This window comes from Sandarakinorhabdus sp. DWP1-3-1, from assembly GCF_049896705.1.
In the GTDB taxonomy this organism is placed as follows: Bacteria; Pseudomonadota; Alphaproteobacteria; order Sphingomonadales; family Sphingomonadaceae; genus Sandarakinorhabdus.
In genome coordinates, this window is the sequence record NZ_JAFCUV010000002.1 from 587,430 (window position 1) to 604,677 (window position 17,248).

General features: G+C 68.3%; 14 protein-coding genes. 8 read left to right on the forward strand and 6 right to left on the reverse strand.

Going from position 1 to position 17,248, the window contains the following annotated elements; all coding sequences use genetic code 11:
• Positions 1 to 46 precede the first annotated feature (46 nt).
• The 5 genes from ACP7AI_RS12265 (at position 47) to ACP7AI_RS12285 (ending at position 8,211) form a co-directional block, all read left to right on the forward strand.
• The gene (locus ACP7AI_RS12265) at positions 47 to 2,467 is read left to right on the forward strand and encodes a ligase-associated DNA damage response DEXH box helicase (protein WP_426167731.1); all 2,421 of its coding nucleotides are present in this window, start codon (positions 47 to 49) and stop codon (positions 2,465 to 2,467) included.
• A 106-nt stretch (positions 2,468 to 2,573) separates the two neighbouring features.
• Positions 2,574 to 3,965, forward strand: coding sequence for a peptide MFS transporter (locus tag ACP7AI_RS12270; RefSeq protein ID WP_426167733.1), 1,392 nt, complete (start codon positions 2,574 to 2,576; stop codon positions 3,963 to 3,965).
• Positions 3,966 to 4,004: 39 nt separating this feature from the next.
• Complete coding sequence (gene pdeM / locus ACP7AI_RS12275; protein ID WP_426167735.1) at positions 4,005 to 4,685, forward strand: ligase-associated DNA damage response endonuclease PdeM; 681 nt, start codon at positions 4,005 to 4,007, stop codon at positions 4,683 to 4,685.
• Between the two features lie 64 nt (positions 4,686 to 4,749).
• Entirely contained in the window at positions 4,750 to 6,024 is a 1,275-nt protein-coding gene (locus tag ACP7AI_RS12280) for an MFS transporter (protein ID WP_426167737.1), read from the forward strand.
• A gap of 27 nt (positions 6,025 to 6,051) precedes the next feature.
• Complete coding sequence (locus tag ACP7AI_RS12285; protein ID WP_426167739.1) at positions 6,052 to 8,211, forward strand: penicillin acylase family protein; 2,160 nt, start codon at positions 6,052 to 6,054, stop codon at positions 8,209 to 8,211.
• Between the two features lie 46 nt (positions 8,212 to 8,257).
• Here ACP7AI_RS12285 and ACP7AI_RS12290 read toward each other — a convergent pair whose 3' ends face one another.
• The 6 genes from ACP7AI_RS12290 to ACP7AI_RS12315 are packed head-to-tail and all read right to left on the reverse strand — an operon-like array spanning position 8,258 to position 14,159.
• On the reverse strand, positions 8,258 to 9,757 hold the full coding sequence (locus tag ACP7AI_RS12290; RefSeq protein WP_426167741.1) for a M28 family peptidase: 1,500 nt from the start codon (positions 9,755 to 9,757) through the stop codon (positions 8,258 to 8,260).
• A 48-nt stretch (positions 9,758 to 9,805) separates the two neighbouring features.
• Positions 9,806 to 10,096 carry an HPr family phosphocarrier protein gene (locus tag ACP7AI_RS12295; RefSeq protein WP_426167743.1) on the reverse strand — a complete coding sequence of 97 codons (291 nt, stop codon included), beginning with the start codon at positions 10,094 to 10,096 and terminating at the stop codon, positions 9,806 to 9,808.
• On the reverse strand, positions 10,093 to 10,494 hold the full coding sequence (locus ACP7AI_RS12300) for a PTS sugar transporter subunit IIA (protein WP_426167745.1): 402 nt from the start codon (positions 10,492 to 10,494) through the stop codon (positions 10,093 to 10,095). The genes ACP7AI_RS12295 and ACP7AI_RS12300 overlap by 4 nt, the downstream gene beginning before the upstream one ends.
• Positions 10,491 to 11,873, reverse strand: a complete 1,383-nt coding sequence (gene rapZ, locus ACP7AI_RS12305) for an RNase adapter RapZ (protein WP_426167747.1) — start codon at positions 11,871 to 11,873, stop codon at positions 10,491 to 10,493. Before rapZ ends, ACP7AI_RS12300 begins: the two co-directional genes overlap by 4 nt.
• A complete protein-coding gene (locus ACP7AI_RS12310; protein ID WP_426167748.1) occupies positions 11,870 to 13,408 on the reverse strand; it encodes an ATP-binding protein in 1,539 nt (512 codons plus the stop codon). Before ACP7AI_RS12310 ends, rapZ begins: the two co-directional genes overlap by 4 nt.
• A 16-nt stretch (positions 13,409 to 13,424) precedes the next feature.
• Complete coding sequence (locus ACP7AI_RS12315; protein WP_426167750.1) at positions 13,425 to 14,159, reverse strand: response regulator transcription factor; 735 nt, start codon at positions 14,157 to 14,159, stop codon at positions 13,425 to 13,427.
• A 211-nt stretch (positions 14,160 to 14,370) separates the two neighbouring features.
• Here ACP7AI_RS12315 and ACP7AI_RS12320 point away from each other — a divergent pair, with 211 nt between their 5' ends.
• From ACP7AI_RS12320 to ACP7AI_RS12330, 3 genes are all read left to right on the forward strand, one after another.
• The gene (locus tag ACP7AI_RS12320; protein WP_426167752.1) at positions 14,371 to 15,978 is read left to right on the forward strand and encodes a phosphoenolpyruvate carboxykinase; all 1,608 of its coding nucleotides are present in this window, start codon (positions 14,371 to 14,373) and stop codon (positions 15,976 to 15,978) included.
• Between the two features lie 112 nt (positions 15,979 to 16,090).
• Positions 16,091 to 16,723 (forward strand): cytochrome b/b6 domain-containing protein, encoded by a 633-nt coding sequence (locus tag ACP7AI_RS12325; protein WP_426167754.1) that lies wholly within the window; start codon positions 16,091 to 16,093, stop codon positions 16,721 to 16,723.
• Positions 16,724 to 16,732: 9 nt separating this feature from the next.
• Positions 16,733 to 17,227: a helix-turn-helix transcriptional regulator gene (locus ACP7AI_RS12330; RefSeq protein ID WP_426167756.1), complete on the forward strand. Its 495-nt coding sequence runs from the start codon at positions 16,733 to 16,735 to the stop codon at positions 17,225 to 17,227.
• The last annotated feature ends 21 nt before the right edge of the window (positions 17,228 to 17,248 follow it).

Genomic DNA, 17,248 nt, shown 5'->3' on the forward strand with positions numbered 1-17,248 from the left:
TCCTGCGCCCGGTGCACTTTGCCGCCGACCGCCCTATATCGGCGTCGTGAGCCTCCCCACCCCCATCGCCGACTGGTTCGCGGCCCGCGGCTGGGCGCCGCGTCGGCACCAGCTGGAGATGGTCGCCGCCGCGCGCGCCGGGCGCCATGCGCTGCTGGTGGCGCCGACTGGCGCGGGGAAGACGCTGGCGGGGTTCCTGTCGACCTTGGCCGATCTTGCCGAGAACCCGCGCGATGGCCTTCACACCATTTACGTCTCGCCGCTGAAGGCGCTGGCGACCGACGTGCAGCGCAATCTGCTGACGCCGGTCGGGGAAATCGGTCTCGATATCCGGGTCGAGACGCGCACCGGCGACACCCCGTCGGACCGCAAGAAGCGCCAGCGCGAGCGGCCGCCGCATATCCTGCTGACGACGCCGGAATCGCTGGCGCTGCTGATCTCCTATCCCGATGCGGCGACGATGCTGGCCGGCGTCGAGACCGTCATCGTCGACGAAATCCACGCCTTTGCGACGACGAAGCGCGGCGACCAGCTGGCGCTCGCGCTATCGCGCCTGCAGGCGATCGCGCCCGGCATGCGCCGTGTCGGGCTGAGCGCCACCATCGCCGACCCGGAGGCCTATCAGGGCTGGCTCGCCCCCGATGCCGATGCGGCGGCGGTGACGCTGGTCACCGGCGACCCCGGCGCCGATCCGGTGGTGGAGATCCTTGTCATCGAGGACCGCATTCCCTGGGCCGGGCACAACGGCCGCTGGGCGGCGCGGGCGGTCATGCGGCGGCTGGAGGCGGCGAAACTCGCGATCGTCTTCGTCAACACCCGCGCGGTCGCCGAACTGGTGTTCCGCGACCTGTGGGCGGAAAATGACCAGGCCCTGCCGATCGGCATCCACCATGGCTCGCTGTCGGTGGAGGCGCGAAGGAAGGTCGAGGCGGCAATGTCGAACGGCAAGCTGCGCGCCATCGTCGCTACCGCCAGCCTCGACCTCGGCATCGACTGGGGCGATGTCGATCTCGTCATCCAGATGGGCGCGCCCAAGGGCTCGTCGCGGCTGCTGCAGCGCACCGGCCGCGCCAACCACCGCATGGACGAGGCCAGCCACGCCATCATCGTGCCGGGCAACCGCTTCGAATATCTGGAATCGCTCGCCGCCCAGGATGCGGTGCGCGAGCACGAGCTCGACCAGGACCTGTTCCGGCCCGGCGGTATCGACGTGCTCGCCCAGCATATCGTCGGCGTCGCGGCGGCCGAGCCCTTCGACCCCGACGAACTCTATGCCGAGGTGCGCAGCGCCGCGCCCTATGCCGGGCTGACGCGGGCGCGTTTCGACGCGACGATCAGCTTTGTCGCCACCGGCGGCTATTCGCTGCGCGCCTATGATCGCTACCAGCGGTTGAAGCAGAACAAGGACGGCCGCTGGCGGCTGAGCCATCCGCGGCTGGCGTTGCAGCACCGGCTGAACAGCGGCACCATCGTCGAGGCGGTGACGATGAACGTCGTTTATGGCCGGGCCGGCGGTCGGGGCGGCGGGCGGCGCTTCGGCCAGGTCGAGGAATGGTTCGGCGGGCAGTTGCGCGTCGGCGACAGCTTCATGTTCGCCGGCCAGACGCTGGAGGTGACCGGCTTCGACGGCCCCGACATCTTCGTGCGGCTGGGCCGCGGCGACCCGCGCGTGCCGACTTACGTTGGCGGCCGCATGCCGCTCAGCACCAATCTGGCGGCGCGGGTGCGCGGGCTGTTCAATGCGCCGGAACGCTGGGGCGAGATGCCGGGTGATGTCCATGAATGGCTGGACATCCAGCAGCGCCGGTCGCGCCTGCCCGGCATCGACGACCTGCTCGTCGAAACCTTCGAGCGCGACGGTCGCTGGTACATGGTCGCCTATGGCTTTGCCGGCCGCCATGCCCACCAGACCCTTGGCATGCTGCTCACCCAGCGCATGGAGGCGGCGGGGTTGCAGCCGCTGGGGTTCGTCGGCAGCGACTACGTCGTCGCAGTCTGGTCGCTGCGCGAGGTCACCGACCCGCGCCCATTGTTCAGCCCCGATGTGTTCGAGGAGGAACTCGCCGACTGGATGGCGGCGTCGCCGTTCCTGCGCCGCGCCTTTCGCGAGGTGGCGATCATCGGCGGCCTCATCGATCGCGCGCTGCCCGGCCAGTTCAAGACCGGCAAGCAGATGAGCGTGTCATCGGATCTCATCTACGACGTGCTGCGCCGCCACGAGCCCGATCACCTGCTGCTCGGCGCCGCCTGGTCGGATGCACGGTCGAAACTGACCGATATCGCCCGGCTGGGGGCGCTGCTCGACCTGGCGCAGGCCAACATGGTGCATGTGACGCTGCCGCGGGTGTCGCCGCTGGCGGTGCCGGTACTGCTGGAGGCCGGCCGCGAGCGCGTCGCCGGCGCTGCCGATTCGGCGCTGCTGATCGAAGCCGATGCGCTGGCGGCGGAGGCGATGCGGCTCGACTGAGGTCAACAGCGAACGCGGCATGTTCGATAGCGGCATGGCCGGGGCATTCTGCCGCTTGCGGGGCGGCGGGCGTGCTGCCACGGTCCGGTATCGTCGAGGGGGCCCGATGCCAGCGTTTCAGAACGACACAGCATTTTTCGGCCATCCGCGCGGGCTTTTCTACCTTGCACTGACCCAGGTCTGGGAACGCTTTTCCTTCTACGGCATGCAGGCACTGCTCGGCCTCTATATGGTCAACGAACTGCTGCTGCCCGGCCATGTCGAACAGGTCATCGGCTTTGCCGGCTTTCGCGCCGGGCTTGAGGCGGTGGTCGGCCCGCTGACCCGCATTGCGCTGTCGGCGCAGATTTTCGGGCTCTACGTCGGGCTGGTGAACCTGACGCCACTGCTCGGGGCCTGGCTCGGCGACAGGGTCCTCGGCCAGCGGCGCACGGTCATGGCGGGGCTACTGCTGGTGGCGGCGGGCCATCTGCTGATGGGGCTGGAGGCAACCTTCCTGTTCGCGCTGCTCAGCCTGGTGCTCGGCGCCGGTTTTCTCAAGGGCAACATGTATGCGCAGGTCGGCGAACTCTATCCTCGCGGCGACGCGCGCTGCAGCCGCGCCTTCAGCATTTTTCTGGTCGCGCTCAACGTCGGCGCCTTCCTCGCGCCGCTGGTCTGCGGCACCGTCGGGGAAATCTACGGCTATCACTATGGCTTCGGCATCGCTGCCTTCGGCATGGTCATCGGCCTGGGGTTCTACATGGCCGGCACCCGCCACCTGCCGCCCGATCGCCGGCGGCCGCGCCGCGATGCCGCCGATCCAGCGCCGGCGATCGATCGCGGTGGCTGGCGCGCCATCGTAGCCATCCTGCTGATGATCATCGCCACGATTCCGATCAACACCGCGTCGTACCAGGCCTACAACGTGCTCATTCTCTGGGCTGCCGACCATGTCGATCGCGAGATATACGGACTCGACGTTCCGGTGACCTGGCTGTTCACCTTCGACGGGCTGATGACCATCGTCGGCGTGGCGCTGTCGGTCGCGGTGTGGCGCTGGCTGGCGGCGCGCCGGCGCGAGCCCGATTCCTATGGCAAGATCGTGATTTCGGGCGGGCTGGTGGCACTGGCCTATACGCTGCTGGCGCTCGGCACCGAGGTTGCCGGGCCGGCGCCGGTGCCAATCCTGATGGTGCTGCTGTTCTTCGTGCTGATCGATCTTGCCTATGCCTGGTATGATCCGCCGAGCAACAGCTTCGTCTCGCGCTTTGCCCCGGCTGCGGTCACCACGACGATGATGAGCCTGATGCTGATGTCGGTCGGCATCGCCAATGTCGTGCTCGGCTGGCTGGGTCGATTCTACGAGCCGCTGGGGCCGGCGCGATTCTGGTGGCTCAACGCCGCCATCGCCGGTGCCGGTGTCGTGCTGGCCCTGGTGCTGCGTCCGGTGGCGCGGCGGCTGCTGGCCGACCATCCGGCGGGAATCGACGCAGCGGGGGCAACGACAGCGTTCTGATCTTGCCGACGGCCGGGCTTTGCGGGCATAGCGGCAGCAATGTCTGTTTCCCTTTCGTTCGCTGGCGAAACGCTGGTGCCGCTGGCCTGTGGCGGCCTGCACTGGCCGGCGCAGCAGGCGCTGCTGGTCGCCGACCTGCATTTCGAGAAAGGCAGCGCCTTTGCCCGGCGTGGCCGCTTCCTGCCGCCGCACGACAGCGCCGATACGCTCGCCTGCCTGATCGATGCGCTGGAGTTGACCGGCGCCAACCGCGTCTTCTGCCTGGGCGATTCGTTCCACGATGCCGGCGGCCCGGCGCGGCTGCCCGATCGCCCGCGTGCCGCGCTGCGCCTGCTGACGCAGAATCTCGACTGGCTTTGGATCACCGGCAACCACGATGACGATGCCGCCGGTGCGCTCGGCGGTCGGGTGATGGTGGAGGCCCGCATCGGCGCGCTGACCTTGCGCCACGAGGCCGTGCCGGGCGCCCCCGAACCCGAGCTGTCGGGCCATTTCCACCCCAAGGTCGCCATCCACATCCGCGGCCGCCGCATCGTCCGCCGTTGCTTCGCCGTGTCGGCAACGAAGATGATCCTGCCGGCCTATGGCGCCTTTACCGGCGGGCTGTCGGTCACCGATCCCGCCATCGGCGCGGCATTGGGCGGCCCGGCGCTTGCCTTCGTGGCGGAAGGTGACCGGCTGCTGCGGTTCCCGGTGCCGATGGGGCGCGCGGCGGCGTAACCTGTCCTGCCTCCTGCAGGGGAGGAAGCTTGACCGCTCCGCCGGCAACCGCCACCGCACCTTCATGGGGACAACCACCACCGCCGCGCCGTCGACTCGCCGCGTGCTCGGCGCCAGCCTCGTCGGCACCGCGGTCGAATTCTACGATTTCTACATCTATGCGACTGCCGCCAGCCTGGTGTTCGGGCCGCTGTTCTTCCCGTCCGACAATCCGTCGGCGCAGCTCTTGTCGGCCTATGCCAGCTTTGCCGTCGCCTTTATCGCGCGGCCGATCGGGGCGCTGGTCTTCGGCCATTACGGCGATCGCATCGGCCGCAAGTCGACGCTGGTGGCGTCGCTGCTGCTGATGGGCGGCAGCACCTTCCTCATCGCTTTCCTGCCGTCGTACGCGATGATCGGCTGGCTCGCCCCGGTGCTGCTCTGCCTGCTGCGCTTCGGCCAGGGTTTCGGGCTCGGCGGTGAATGGGGCGGCGCGGCGCTGCTGGCGGTGGAAAATGCCCCGCCGGGCTGGCGCGCCCGCTATGGCATGTTCCCGCAACTGGGGGCGCCGGTCGGCTTCATTGCGGCAAACGGTCTCTTCCTGCTGCTGGGGCTCTGGCTGCCCGAGGCGGAATTCCGCGAATGGGGCTGGCGCTTGCCGTTCCTGGCCAGCGCGCTGCTGGTCGGTGTCGGCCTGTGGGTGCGGCTGAAACTCACCGAGACTCCGGCCTTTGTCGCCCTCGCCACCCAGGGCCCACCGCCGGCGGTGCCGATCGCCGAGCTGTTGCGGCTGCACTGGCGCGCAACGCTCGGCGGCATGCTCGGCGTCATCGTCTGCTTCGCGCTGTTCTACCTGTCGACGGCGTTTGCGCTCGGCTATGGCACGACGAAACTCGGCTATGCGCGGGAAACCTTCCTCGGCGTCCAGCTCGTCGCCATCCTGTTCCTGGCGCTCGGCATCCTGCTGTCGGGCTGGCTGTCCGACCGCTTCTCCCCGCGCACCGTGCTGGCGGCCGGCTGTATCGCCGCGATCGGCGTCGGTGGCCTGTTGGCACCGTTGCTGGGCAGTGGCTCCCTGCTGCTCGTCGGTGTTTTCCTGTCGCTGGCGTTGTTCGTCATGGGTTTTGTCTACGGGCCACTGGGTGCCTGGCTGCCCGGGCTGTTTCCGGCGCGGGTGCGCTATACCGGCGCGTCGATGGCGTTCAACATGGGGGGCATCCTCGGCGGTGGCCTCGCCCCGGTCCTGGCAGCGGCGCTCGCCGAACGCGGCGGACTGGGCTGGGTCGGCGCCTATCTGGCGGCGGCGGCCGCGGCGAGCCTGATCGGCGTGCTGGTCCTGAAACGACCGGCGCTTGCCTGAAGGCTCGCTGCCCGATAGCCCTGACTCATGAAAACCCTGCTCCTCGCGCTCCTCGTCTCCACCCCGGCGCTGGCCGCCGATGACGTCGCGCGCTGGCAGGCGCAGGCGGCGCGGGTGACGATCACCCGCGACGACTGGGGCATCGCCCATGTCCATGGCCGGTCCGACGCCGATGCCGTGTTCGGCATGATCTATGCCCAGGCAGAAGATGATTTCCCGCGCGTCGAAACCAATTTCATCAACGCGCAAGGCCGCCTGGCCGAGGCCGAGGGCGAAAGGGCGATCTGGCAGGACCTGCGGATGAAGCTGTTCATCGATCCCGCCGACCTGAAGCGCCAGTACGTCGCCAGCCCGCAATGGCTGAAATCGCTGATGGTCGCCTGGGCCGATGGCCTCAACTTCTACCTCCACCGGCATCCGGCGGTGAAGCCGCGCGTCATCACGCGCTTCGAACCCTGGATGGCGCTGGCGTTCAGCGAGGGTAGCATCGGCGGCGACATCGCCGGCGTGTCACTCGGCCGGCTCGAGAGCTTCTACAACGGCACGCCGCTGGCGCTGAACGATGTCGAAACGGGCAGGGTGGTCCCCGAACCGCTTGGCTCCAACGGCATTGCCATCGCGCCGTCGCACAGTGCCAATGGCCATGCCCTGCTGCTGATCAACCCGCACACCAGCTTCTTCTTCCGGTCGGAAGCACAGGTCAGCAGCGACACCGGCCTCAACGTCTATGGCGCCTCGACCTGGGGCCAGTTCTTCACCTACCAGGGCTTCAACGCCGATATCGGCTGGATGCACCCGACGAGCGTCGCAGATGTCGTCGACGAATTCGCCGAGACCACCCGCACCGTGGGCGGGCGCATCGAATACAAGTTCGGCAACGCCTGGAAGCCGGTGACGGTAAAGACCATCGCCGTACCCTATCGCGGCGCCGACGGCACGATGAAGACGCGCAGTTTCACCACCTGGCGCACGCTCCACGGCCCTGTGGTGCGCAGCGAGAATGGTAAATGGATCAGCGTATCGCTGATGGACAAGCCGGTGGCGGCGCTCCAGCAAAGCTGGCTGCGCACCCGGGCCAAGGACATCGCCGGCTACATGAAGGTCGGCGAGCTGCGCGCCAATTCGTCGAACAACACGCTCCTCGCCGATCGCAAGGGCGAGATCGCCTTCCTCTATCCGCAGTTCGTGCCGAAACGCGACCCGCGCTTCGATTATTCGAAGCCCGTCGACGGCAGCGACCCGGCGACCGCATGGCAAGGCGAAACGCCGCTGGCGCAATTGCCGACGGTGCTGACGCCGAAGAACGGCTGGGTGATGAACGTCAACGATGCGCCGTGGCACGCTGCCGGCGCCGACAGCCCCCGACAGGCCGACTTCCCTGCCTATATGGCGCAGATCGGTGCCAACCCGCGCACGCCGCACGCCATCCGCGTGCTCGAAGCCACGCCCAAGTTCACCGCGGCCAGCCTGCTCGAGGCGGCCTATGATCCGTGGCTGCCGGCGTTTGCCGATCTCGTGCCGACACTGGTCGGGGCGTATGACCGCCTGCCCGCCGCCGACCCGCGGCGCGCGGCGCTCGCCGGGCCGATCGCGGCGCTACGGGGCTGGGACCATCGCACCGGCGAGGCGTCGGTGCCAACGGCGCTGGCGGTGTTCTGGGGCGACGCGCTCGTCAACCGCTTCGGGGAAGCGGCCAAGAGCGATGACGAACCGGTGGTGCCCTATCTGACAAAGGTGCCGACCGATGCCGATCGCATCGCCGCCCTGTCCGAAGCCGTGGCGCGGCTGACCCGCCAGTTCGGCAAATGGGACATTCCCTGGGGCGAGATCAACCGCTTCCAGCGGCTGAGCGGCGATCTTGTCCAGCCCTTCGACGACAAGGCGCCGAGCACGCCGATCGGCCTCGGGTCGGCGCAATGGGGCGCGCTGGCGTCGTTCGGGTCGGGCCCCAAGCCGGGCACCAACCGCTGGTACGGCACCTATGGCAACAGCTTTGTCGCGGTGGTGGAGTTCGGCCCGCAGGTAAAGGCCCTGGCGATCTCCGCCGGCGGGGAGAGCGGCGATCCCGGATCGCCGCATTTCGCCGATCAGGTCGATCGCTATCGGCGGCATGATTTCCGCACGGTGTATTTCACGCCGGAGGATTTGAAGGGCCATGTGCAGCGGGAATATCACCCGGGCAAATAACGCCCGCTACCGTCATCCCCGCCTGCGCGGGGATGACGGGTTGTTCTTACGGCTCCTTCGGTGTCATCCGCGGCGGCGCTGCTCCGTCCGCCACCGCCGCCGTCAGCGCCCCGAAGAACCGGTTGAAATCCGCCGCAGCCTTGGCGTCATAAGGCTGTGCCGGGTCATCCTGCGGGCGATGGTAGCGGGTGTTGACCCAGTGGCGGTAAATCGCCTCCTCCGGCGTGCGCGGCGCATAGCCGAAGATGAACGCCGTCGCCGGGATGCCGGCGGCGAGGAACGCCGCATGGTCGGTGCGACCGTTCATGCCGCGCTCCGGCTCGGGGTCACCCTGGATCGCGATTTTCATCGGCGCCGCAACTGCCCGTACCGTTTCGGCGAGCGTCGATTCGGCCATGCCCAGCATCGTCAGCCGGCGCAGCGGAAACAGCGGACGCAGGCCGTCGAGGTTGATGTTGGCCGCCAGCGACGCCTTGGGCACCGTCGGATGCCGCACGAACCACCGCCCGCCGAGCAGGCCCTTTTCCTCGCCGGTGAACACCGCGAACAGCACCGGCCGGCGAAAGCCCTTGCCGCGTCGGGCGTCGGCCAACTGGATCAGCGTCGCCACATAGGCGGCATCGTCGAAACTGCCATTGTACAGGTCGTCGCCGCCGACAGCCTCGCCGCGGCCATAGCCGTCGCTGTGCGCCGACACGACGACGATCTGCGCGGCTAGCGCTGGGTCGGTGCCCGGCAGCAGCGCCAGCACATTGTCGCTGGTGAGGTCGCGTTCCGATCTCTTGATCGTCGCGGTGAAGCGCCCCGGCAGCGCAAAGCTCTCCAGTGGCCGCGACAGCCCGCCATCGGTCAGCACCGCCGATGCCAGATGGCCGCTGCCGTCGATCAGCGCGGCGAAGGATGCGGCGTTCAGCCGGAACTGCGGTATCGCCGCCACCGGCGCCGGCAGGTCGGTGGCGACGATGGTGCGGGCATAGGCGTCGGGCCAGCGTGGTGGCTCCACGGCAAATTCACGATCGTCGACGGTGACGATGGCGATGGCACCGGCGGCAGTCGCGGCGGCGCTGCGCGCAGGCGCCGACGGCAGCCCGGCCCGGCGGTTGCCGAAGCACACCGCGACCATGCCCCGGACCGTCTCGCCCAGTTCCGCAGGCGAACAATAGCCGCCGAACACCATGGCGGCGTCGATCGTCGCCGGCAGGCCGGGTCCGGCGCGCAGGCTGATGTCGTGGAGGAACTTCAGCGGCACCGTCCTGCCCGGCTGGACGATGGCGATACGGGTGCCGTTGGGCTCGATCTTCCACTCGTGCAGGGTCAGGGTCTGGGTCCAGCCGCCGTTCTCGCCGGCCGGCTGCAGCTTCGCCGCCTTGAACCGCGCCGTGATCATCGCAACGGCGCGGGCGTGGCCGGGGCTACCGGTATCGCGGCCCTCCATGCTGTCGTCCGATAGCGCGGTGGTCGTCTGCCACCAGGCTTTCGTCGCGGCATCCGGTGCGGCCGTTGCCGGGGCGGCGAGGACAAGGGCGAGGAAGAGGGCGCGGGTCATCAAATCTCCTTGCTCCCCTCCCGCTGGCGAGAGAGGAGCAGTGAAGGGTCAGTCCTCGCCGAACTTGTCGAGCACCAGCCCCGCCAGCTTGGCGACCGCCGCCTCCGCCTCGGGGCCGGTCGCCGAAATCTCGATCGAATCGCCCATGCCGGCGGCCAGCATCATCAGCCCCATGATCGACGTGCCGGTCACGCTGGCGCCATCGTGCGTCACCGTTACATCGGCATCGAAGCCGCTGGCCAGGGTGACGAACTTGGCGCTGGCCCGGGCGTGCAGGCCGCGCTTGTTGGTGATCGGCACGGTTACCGGGCCGACGGTCCCCGGAGCCGCTTCGCTCAAGCCGCTTCGCCCAGCATCTTCGACGCGACCGCGATGTATTTCCGCCCCGCCTCCTGGGCAGCATCGACGGCGGCGGCGACCTTCATCGTCTTCCTGACACTGGCGAGCTTGATCAGCATCGGCAAATTGACCCCGGCGATGACTTCGATGCCCGGGCCCATCAGCGAAATGGCAAGGTTCGACGGCGTGCCGCCGAACATGTCGGTCAGCATGATGACGCCCTGGCCGGCGTCGCAGCGCGCGATGGCGGCGGCGATGTCACCGCGGCGGATCTCCATGTCGTCGTCGGCGGCAATGCAGATCGCCTCCACACGCTCCTGCCGACCGACGACATGTTCTGTCGCAGCGAGGAATTCGGCGGCCAGATGGCCATGGGTGACGAGAACCAGTCCGATCATGTGGCGCCCCCGTCGCGCGATGTGGGGGCCGCTGTCAATATCGCCGCATCATTGCCCTGCTTGCCGACGTCGCGATGGACGAGCAACGCCGGGTGCCCGGTCTCTGCCAGCCGGCGCTGCAACTCGCGCGATACTGCAACGCTGCGGTGGCGGCCGCCGGTGCAGCCGATGGCGATGGTCAGGTAGGCCTTGCCTTCCCGGCCATAGCCCGGGATCAGTGTCGCCAGCAGGTCGGCGATGCGCGCAACCGCCGGTTCATAGGCCGGATCGCCTGCCACATAGGCTGCAACGGTGGGGTCCTCGCCGGTCAACGGCCGCAATTCCGGCTCCCAATGCGGGTTGGCGAGGAAACGCATGTCGAACACCAGGTCGGCGTTGCGCGGCAGGCCGTGGGCAAAGCCGAACGACTGGATTGTCACCGTCAGCTGGCTCTGGTCGCCGCGTCCCAGCCGGTCGGCGATGCGGCGGCGCAGGTCGGTCACCGACAGGCCGGTGGTATCCATGACAAGGTCGGCCCAGCGTTTCAGCGGCGCGGTCAGCTCGCGTTCCAGCGCGACGCCATCTGCAAACGGGCGGTCGAGCGCCAGCGGGTGGCGGCGCCGGGTTTCCGAAAAGCGCCGTGCCAGTTCGTCGTCACTGCAGTCGATATAGACGAGCCGGATGTCGACGCCTTCGCCGCGCAGCACGCGCAGCCGGTCGACCAGTGCCTGGGCGTCGAAGGCCCTGGTGCGGGTGTCGATGCCAAAGGCGACCGGCCTCGGCGGCCCTTCGCCGCCCTCTGCCGAGGCGAGCAGCGTATCGACGAGGCCGAGCGGCAGATTGTCGACCGCTTCGTAATCCAAGTCCTCCAGCGCCTTCAGCGCCGTCGCCTTGCCCGCCCCCGACATGCCGCTGATGATCAGCATCGGCGGCGCGGCGCGAGTCGCTTCGGGAGGGATATGGTCGGCCACGGGCCTGTTATTTAGGGTGGCGAGCGCCGCGCGCAAAGCCCGCTCCGCCTTCAGCGGTGCCGATTCGGCGAACGCATCGAAGGCGAACAGCGGAATCGCGATGCCGTGCCACGCGCCAGAAGCCGGCTCGGGCAGCCGGTCGGGCGGCACCGCCAGGTCGAGCGCCAGCGCCACCGGCGCCGCTGCGGTCTCTTCCATCACGATGCCGAGACCGCGCACCTCCATCTGTCCGGCCAGCACCGGCGGCACGCTCGCCACCAGCCGGCCGCCGACAACGGTCAGCACGACCCGGTCATCGGCGACCAGCCGCCAGCCGCGATCTATCAGCCGCAGCGCCAGGTCCGACTTGCCGGCGCCCGACGGCCCCAGCAGCAATACTGCCTCGCCATCGAGCGCAACCGCGGTGGCGTGGATCGTGTCCGGAATCATTCGGCCGGCAGGTCGACGACAAAGACCGCGCCGCCCTGCGCCCGGTCCTCGACAGCCATGCTGCCGCCGTGCGCGTCGACGATGGCGCTGGCGATGGAAAGGCCCAGCCCCGAATGGCGGCCGAAATCCTCCGCCTCGGGTCGCTGCGAATAGAATCGCTTGAACACATCGGCGCGGTTTTCCGCCGGCACGCCGGGGCCTTCGTCCTCGACCCGCAGCCGCACCCGGCCGCGGCCGGTTTCGGCGGCCACCACGACGAGGCCGGGTACGGGCGAGAAGGAGATGGCGTTGTCGATCAGGTTGCGCAGTACCTGCGCCAGCCGCGCCGGATCGCCGAGCACCTTGGCGGCGCCGGCGGCCGGCGGCAGATACGCGATGTCGAGGCCCGGCGGCAGGCTGGCGGTGCGATAGGCGGCGACGAGGCCCTGCGCCAGCGCGCCGGCATCGACGGGCTCGAAACCGGTGCGCGACAGCTCGGCATCGAGCCGGCTGGCATCGGAAATGTCGGTGATGAGCCGGTCGATGCGGCCGACATCGTCGCGGATCACCGCCAGCAGCCGCTGGCGCAGTTCGGGCTGTTCGACCTGATCGAGCGTGTCGACGGCGCTGCGCAGCGACGCCAGCGGGTTCTTCAGTTCATGCGCGACATCGGCGGCAAAGGCCTCGGTCGCGTCGATCCGGTTCCTGAGCGCGATCGACATGTCGGACAATGCCCGCGCCAGCGCGCCGATCTCGTCGCGGCGGTCGGGCAGGCGCGGCACGATGACTTCGCGGCTGCGCCCCAGCCGGACGCGGTGGGCGGCGATGGCCAGCATGCGCAGCGGCCGGACGATGGTGCGGGCGAGATAGGACGACAGCGTGAGCGTCAGCGCGGTGATGCCGAGCAGCAGCCAGAACGACGTCAGCCGCTCCGCCCGCAGGATGCGTGTCAGGTCGGCGGCGCTGTCGGTGACATGGACGATGGCCCCTGCCGCGGCGCCGCCTGTCACCGGCGCGGCGGCGCTGACGATGAAATAGCCGTCCTCGGCGCGGCGCAGGCTGGTCGCAGCCTGGCCGTCACGCCGCGCCGCCATGGCTTCGTCCCATTGCGCGACGGTATCGGGCTGCGCTTCGCGATAGGTCGCGATCGGCTTGAAGGCGGCGATATCCTCGAGCGCGCGGTCGATGAAGCGTGCCGACCGGCGCCGCCAGCTTTGTGTCGCCGGGTCATCGAGCACGAAGCGGGTGGTGGCGGCTCGCTGCCAGTTATCGGCGACCAGCCGGCCATCGGCACCGTAGAGCCGCAGCCGCGTGCCGCGGGCAAAGCTGCGCCGGGCGATGGCGCCGGGCAGGATAGTGGCGGGCAGGTCGGCGGCGAACCCGGCGATGGTAACGGCCTGGCGCGCCAGCTCGGTCCGGCGCTCCTCGATCAGCCGCGATCGCACCGAATCGATGTAAAGCAGCATCAGCGCCAGCACGATGACGGCAAACACGTTGACCGCAAAGATGCGCGCGCGCAGCGAACCGAAGCCCAGGCCCCGGCGCCATTCCTGCACCTCCAATGGTGCCGGACTAATCCTCGTTGAAGCGATAACCGACACCGTAGAGCGTCTCTATCCCCTTGAAGTCATGATCGACGGCGCGGAATTTCTTGCGTAACCGCTTGATGTGGGAATCGATGGTCCGATCATCGACATAGACGTCGTCCTGGTAGGCTGCATCCATCAGCTGGTCGCGCGACTTGACGAATCCGGGCCGGCTGGCGAGCGTTTCGAGGATCATGAACTCGGTGACGGTCAGCGCGACATCGCCGCGGCGGCCCTCGCCGGCATCCCAGGTGACGCGGTGGCGCGCCGGATCCATCGTCAGCCGGCCGCGCACGATCGGTTCGGCGGCGGGTTCGTCGCCGACCGCCTCGGGCGGCGCCCGGCGGTTGGCGGCGCGGCGCAGCACGGCGCGGATGCGCTCGATCAGCAGGCGCTGGCTGAACGGCTTGCCGATGTAATCGTCGGCCCCCATGGCAAGGCCCAGCGCCTCGTCGATCTCGGTGTCCTTCGACGTCAGGAAGATTACCGGCACCTCGGATTTCTCGCGCAGCCGGCGCAGCACCTCCATTCCGTCCATGCGCGGCATCTTGATGTCGAGCACGGCGAGGTCGGGCGGATTGTCGAGCAGCGCCTTGAGCGCGGTATCGCCGTCCGAATACATGCGCACCGTGAAGCCCTCCGCCTGCAAGGCGATCGACACCGAAGTGAGGATATTGCGGTCGTCATCAACCAGCGCGATGGTGGGGGCGTTGCCGGACATCGCGCGCGTTGTCGCGCCTGCCGCGCCCGATGGCAAGACGTGCGCCAACTCAAGCGCCTCGGGGCCAGCTTTTCACGCGCGATCGACGCATGGGCTTTTGACGAAGACGCATGCGTTCGCTATGCGCCCGTTACGGGGAGATCGCGGTCGCAACGTCGGCCATCATCGTCCCGGCGGCCGCTGGCTGCCGGCGTAAAGGAAGGATTGGCGCGTGCCATCATCGATCGTTTCGAACCATGGCCTCGACGCCCAGGGTTATCCCACCGCGGCCGAGCAGCATTGGAACCTCGGCACCGCGCCGCTGATCGAGCTGGCGGTAACGCGTGGCGAGGGCCTGTTGTCGAAGGACGGTGCCTTCGTCGTCGAAACCGGCAAGCACACCGGTCGCAGCGCCAATGACAAGTTCATCGTTCGTGACGCGGTCACCGAAGATGTGATCTGGTGGGACAAGAACAAGTCGATCACGCCCGAACAGTTCGCCGCCGTAAAGGCCGATTTTGCCGCCGCGCTGGCGACAAAGGATCACCTGTTCGTCCAGGACCTGTTCGGCGGCTCGCAGCCCGAACATCGCGTCAAGGTCCGCGTCATCACCGAAAAGGCCTGGCACAGCCTGTTCATCCGCACGCTGCTGGTGCGGCCCGACGCAGGCCAACTGGCCGATTTCCTGCCCGAATACACGATCATCGACCTGCCGAGTTTCAAGGCCGATGCCGCCCGCCACGGCTGCCGCAGCGAAACCATCGTGGCGGTGGATTTCGAGGGCAAGACCATCCTCATCGGCGGCACCGCCTATGCCGGCGAGATGAAGAAGAGCGTGTTCTCGATCCTCAACTATCTGCTGCCGATGAAGGGCGTGATGCCCATGCATTGCTCGGCCAACATCGGCCCCAAGGGCGACACGGCGGTGTTCTTCGGCCTCAGCGGTACCGGCAAGACGACGCTCAGCGCCGATGCCAGCCGCACGCTCATCGGCGACGATGAACATGGCTGGTCGGATACCGCGGTCTTCAACTTCGAAGGCGGCTGCTACGCCAAGGTCATCCGCCTGTCGGCCGAGGCCGAGCCCGAAATCTATGCCACGACCCAGCGTTTCGGCACCGTGCTCGAAAATGTCGTCATCGATCCCGTGACGCGCGAAATCGACCTCGACGACAACAGCCTCGCCGAAAACAGCCGCGCGTCCTACCCGATCGATTTCATCCCCAATGCTTCGGACGACAATCTTGGGCCCGTGCCCGACAATGTCATCATGCTGACCGCCGATGCCTTCGGCATCCTGCCGCCGATCGCGAAGCTGACGCCCGACCAGGCGATGTACCATTTCCTGTCGGGCTATACCGCCCGCGTCGCCGGTACCGAGATCGGCGTGACCGAGCCCGATGCGACGTTCAGCACCTGTTTCGGCGCGCCGTTCATGCCGCGCCATCCGTCGGTCTATGGCAATCTGCTGAAGGAACGCATTGCCCGGGGCGGCGTCGATGTCTGGCTGGTCAACACCGGCTGGACCGGCGGCGGCGCCGGCACCGGCGGAACGGGGTCGCGCATGCCGATCAAGGCGACGCGCGCGCTGCTCAACGCCGCGCTCGACGGCACGCTGAAGACCGGTGAGTTCCGCACCGATCCCAATTTCGGCTTCCAGGTCCCCGTCGCGGTGCCGGGTGTTGACAGCAAGATCCTCAACCCGCGCGACACCTGGGCCGATAAGGACGCCTATGACGCCAAGGCCAAGGCGCTGGTTGGCATGTTCATCGCCAATTTTGCGCAGTTCGCCGATCACGTCGATGCCAGCGTGATGGAAAGCGCACCCAAGGCCGCCTGAGCCCCGCGCCGCCGCTAAACGCGTGCTTATGGCGCCGCGCTTAAGCGGTTCGGCAATGGCGCCATCCGATCCGGCCCTGCACCTCTCTGTCACCACGGCAGAGGAGCAGAGCATGTCCATCACCGTAACCCCGATCCCGGCGCGTCGATGGGATCCCGTCGTCCGGCTGACCCACTGGTCCATGGCGGCAGCGATCGTTGCCAATGCGCTGCTGGTGGAGGTAGGCTCGGGCGTGCATGTCCGGGTCGGCTATGGCTTGGCGGCTGTGCTGGCGCTGCGGCTGCTTTGGGGGTTGGTCGGTCCGGCGTCGGCGCGGTTCGGCGCCTTTCCGCCCAGCCCGCGGCGCGCGCTGGCGCACATCCGCGATATCGCCGCCGGCCAGCGGTCGGAGCATCGCTCGCATAATCCGCTCGGCGCGCTGATGGTCTACGCCATCTGGGCGACGCTGGCTGTCGTCATCGGCAGCGGCATCGCCATGTCGGGCCTGCCGCCGCTGCCCAGTACCGCCGCTGTGACGGGGGAGCGTGCCGTGCCTACCGATGCGACTGTCTCGGAAGCCGACGACGATGACGACGACGGGCGGCATGGCGCTGGCAGGGAGCGCAAGGGTGTCGCCGAAGAGTTGCACGAGACCGCCGTCAACATTCTCTATGCCCTTATCCTGCTGCATATCGCCGGCGTGGTCTTCGAGACGCGGCGCAGCGGACGCCAGATCGTCATGGCGATGTTGCCGACGCGGCAGTAAGCCTGCCGCATGATCGATCGGCAGCGCACGCTCGAGCGCAGGACCATGATGACGGCTGTCGTCGTGGTCCTGCAACTGCTGGCAACGATCTTCTTCCTTGTCGACGTCGCCGGCGATGCGCGCGCCGGCTTCGGATCCCATCTGGCGGTCGAGACCGCCGCCGCTGTGGCGCTGCTCGCCGGCGTGGTGTTCGGCGCCGTCCAGCTCCGCTGGCTGGTCATGCGCGTGCACCGCGACTCGGCCGCCGTGGCGACCGCCCGTGGCGCTCTTGCCGACCTTGTCTGCCTGCGCTTTGCCGAATGGCATCTCACGGCTGCCGAAGCCGATGTCGCCCTGTTCGCGCTGAAAGGCTGTGACATCGCACAGATCGCGTCGCTGAGGTCCACCGCCACAGGCACGGTTCGCGCCCAGCTCGCCAGCGTCTATGCCAAGGCCGGCGTCAATTCCCAGGTCGCGCTGATGGCGCTGTTCGTCGAGGATCTGGTGGATACCGGCGGCGGGTGACCGCCATTGTCCGGATTGGCC

Bases quoted from the DNA above. Each gene is read 5' to 3' on its own strand.
- ACP7AI_RS12270 (WP_426167733.1), top strand. From the start codon at position 2,574: ATGCCAGCGTTTCAGAACGACACAGCATTTTTCGGCCATCCGCGCGGG.
- pdeM (WP_426167735.1), top strand. From the start codon at position 4,005: ATGTCTGTTTCCCTTTCGTTCGCTGGCGAAACGCTGGTGCCGCTGGCC.
- ACP7AI_RS12280 (WP_426167737.1), top strand. From the start codon at position 4,750: ATGGGGACAACCACCACCGCCGCGCCGTCGACTCGCCGCGTGCTCGGC.
- ACP7AI_RS12285 (WP_426167739.1), top strand. From the start codon at position 6,052: ATGAAAACCCTGCTCCTCGCGCTCCTCGTCTCCACCCCGGCGCTGGCC.
- ACP7AI_RS12290 (WP_426167741.1), bottom strand. From the start codon at position 9,757: ATGACCCGCGCCCTCTTCCTCGCCCTTGTCCTCGCCGCCCCGGCAACG.
- ACP7AI_RS12300 (WP_426167745.1), bottom strand. From the start codon at position 10,494: ATGATCGGACTGGTTCTCGTCACCCATGGCCATCTGGCCGCCGAATTC.
- rapZ (WP_426167747.1), bottom strand. From the start codon at position 11,873: ATGATTCCGGACACGATCCACGCCACCGCGGTTGCGCTCGATGGCGAG.
- ACP7AI_RS12315 (WP_426167750.1), bottom strand. From the start codon at position 14,159: ATGTCCGGCAACGCCCCCACCATCGCGCTGGTTGATGACGACCGCAAT.
- ACP7AI_RS12325 (WP_426167754.1), top strand. From the start codon at position 16,091: ATGTCCATCACCGTAACCCCGATCCCGGCGCGTCGATGGGATCCCGTC.
- ACP7AI_RS12330 (WP_426167756.1), top strand. From the start codon at position 16,733: ATGATCGATCGGCAGCGCACGCTCGAGCGCAGGACCATGATGACGGCT.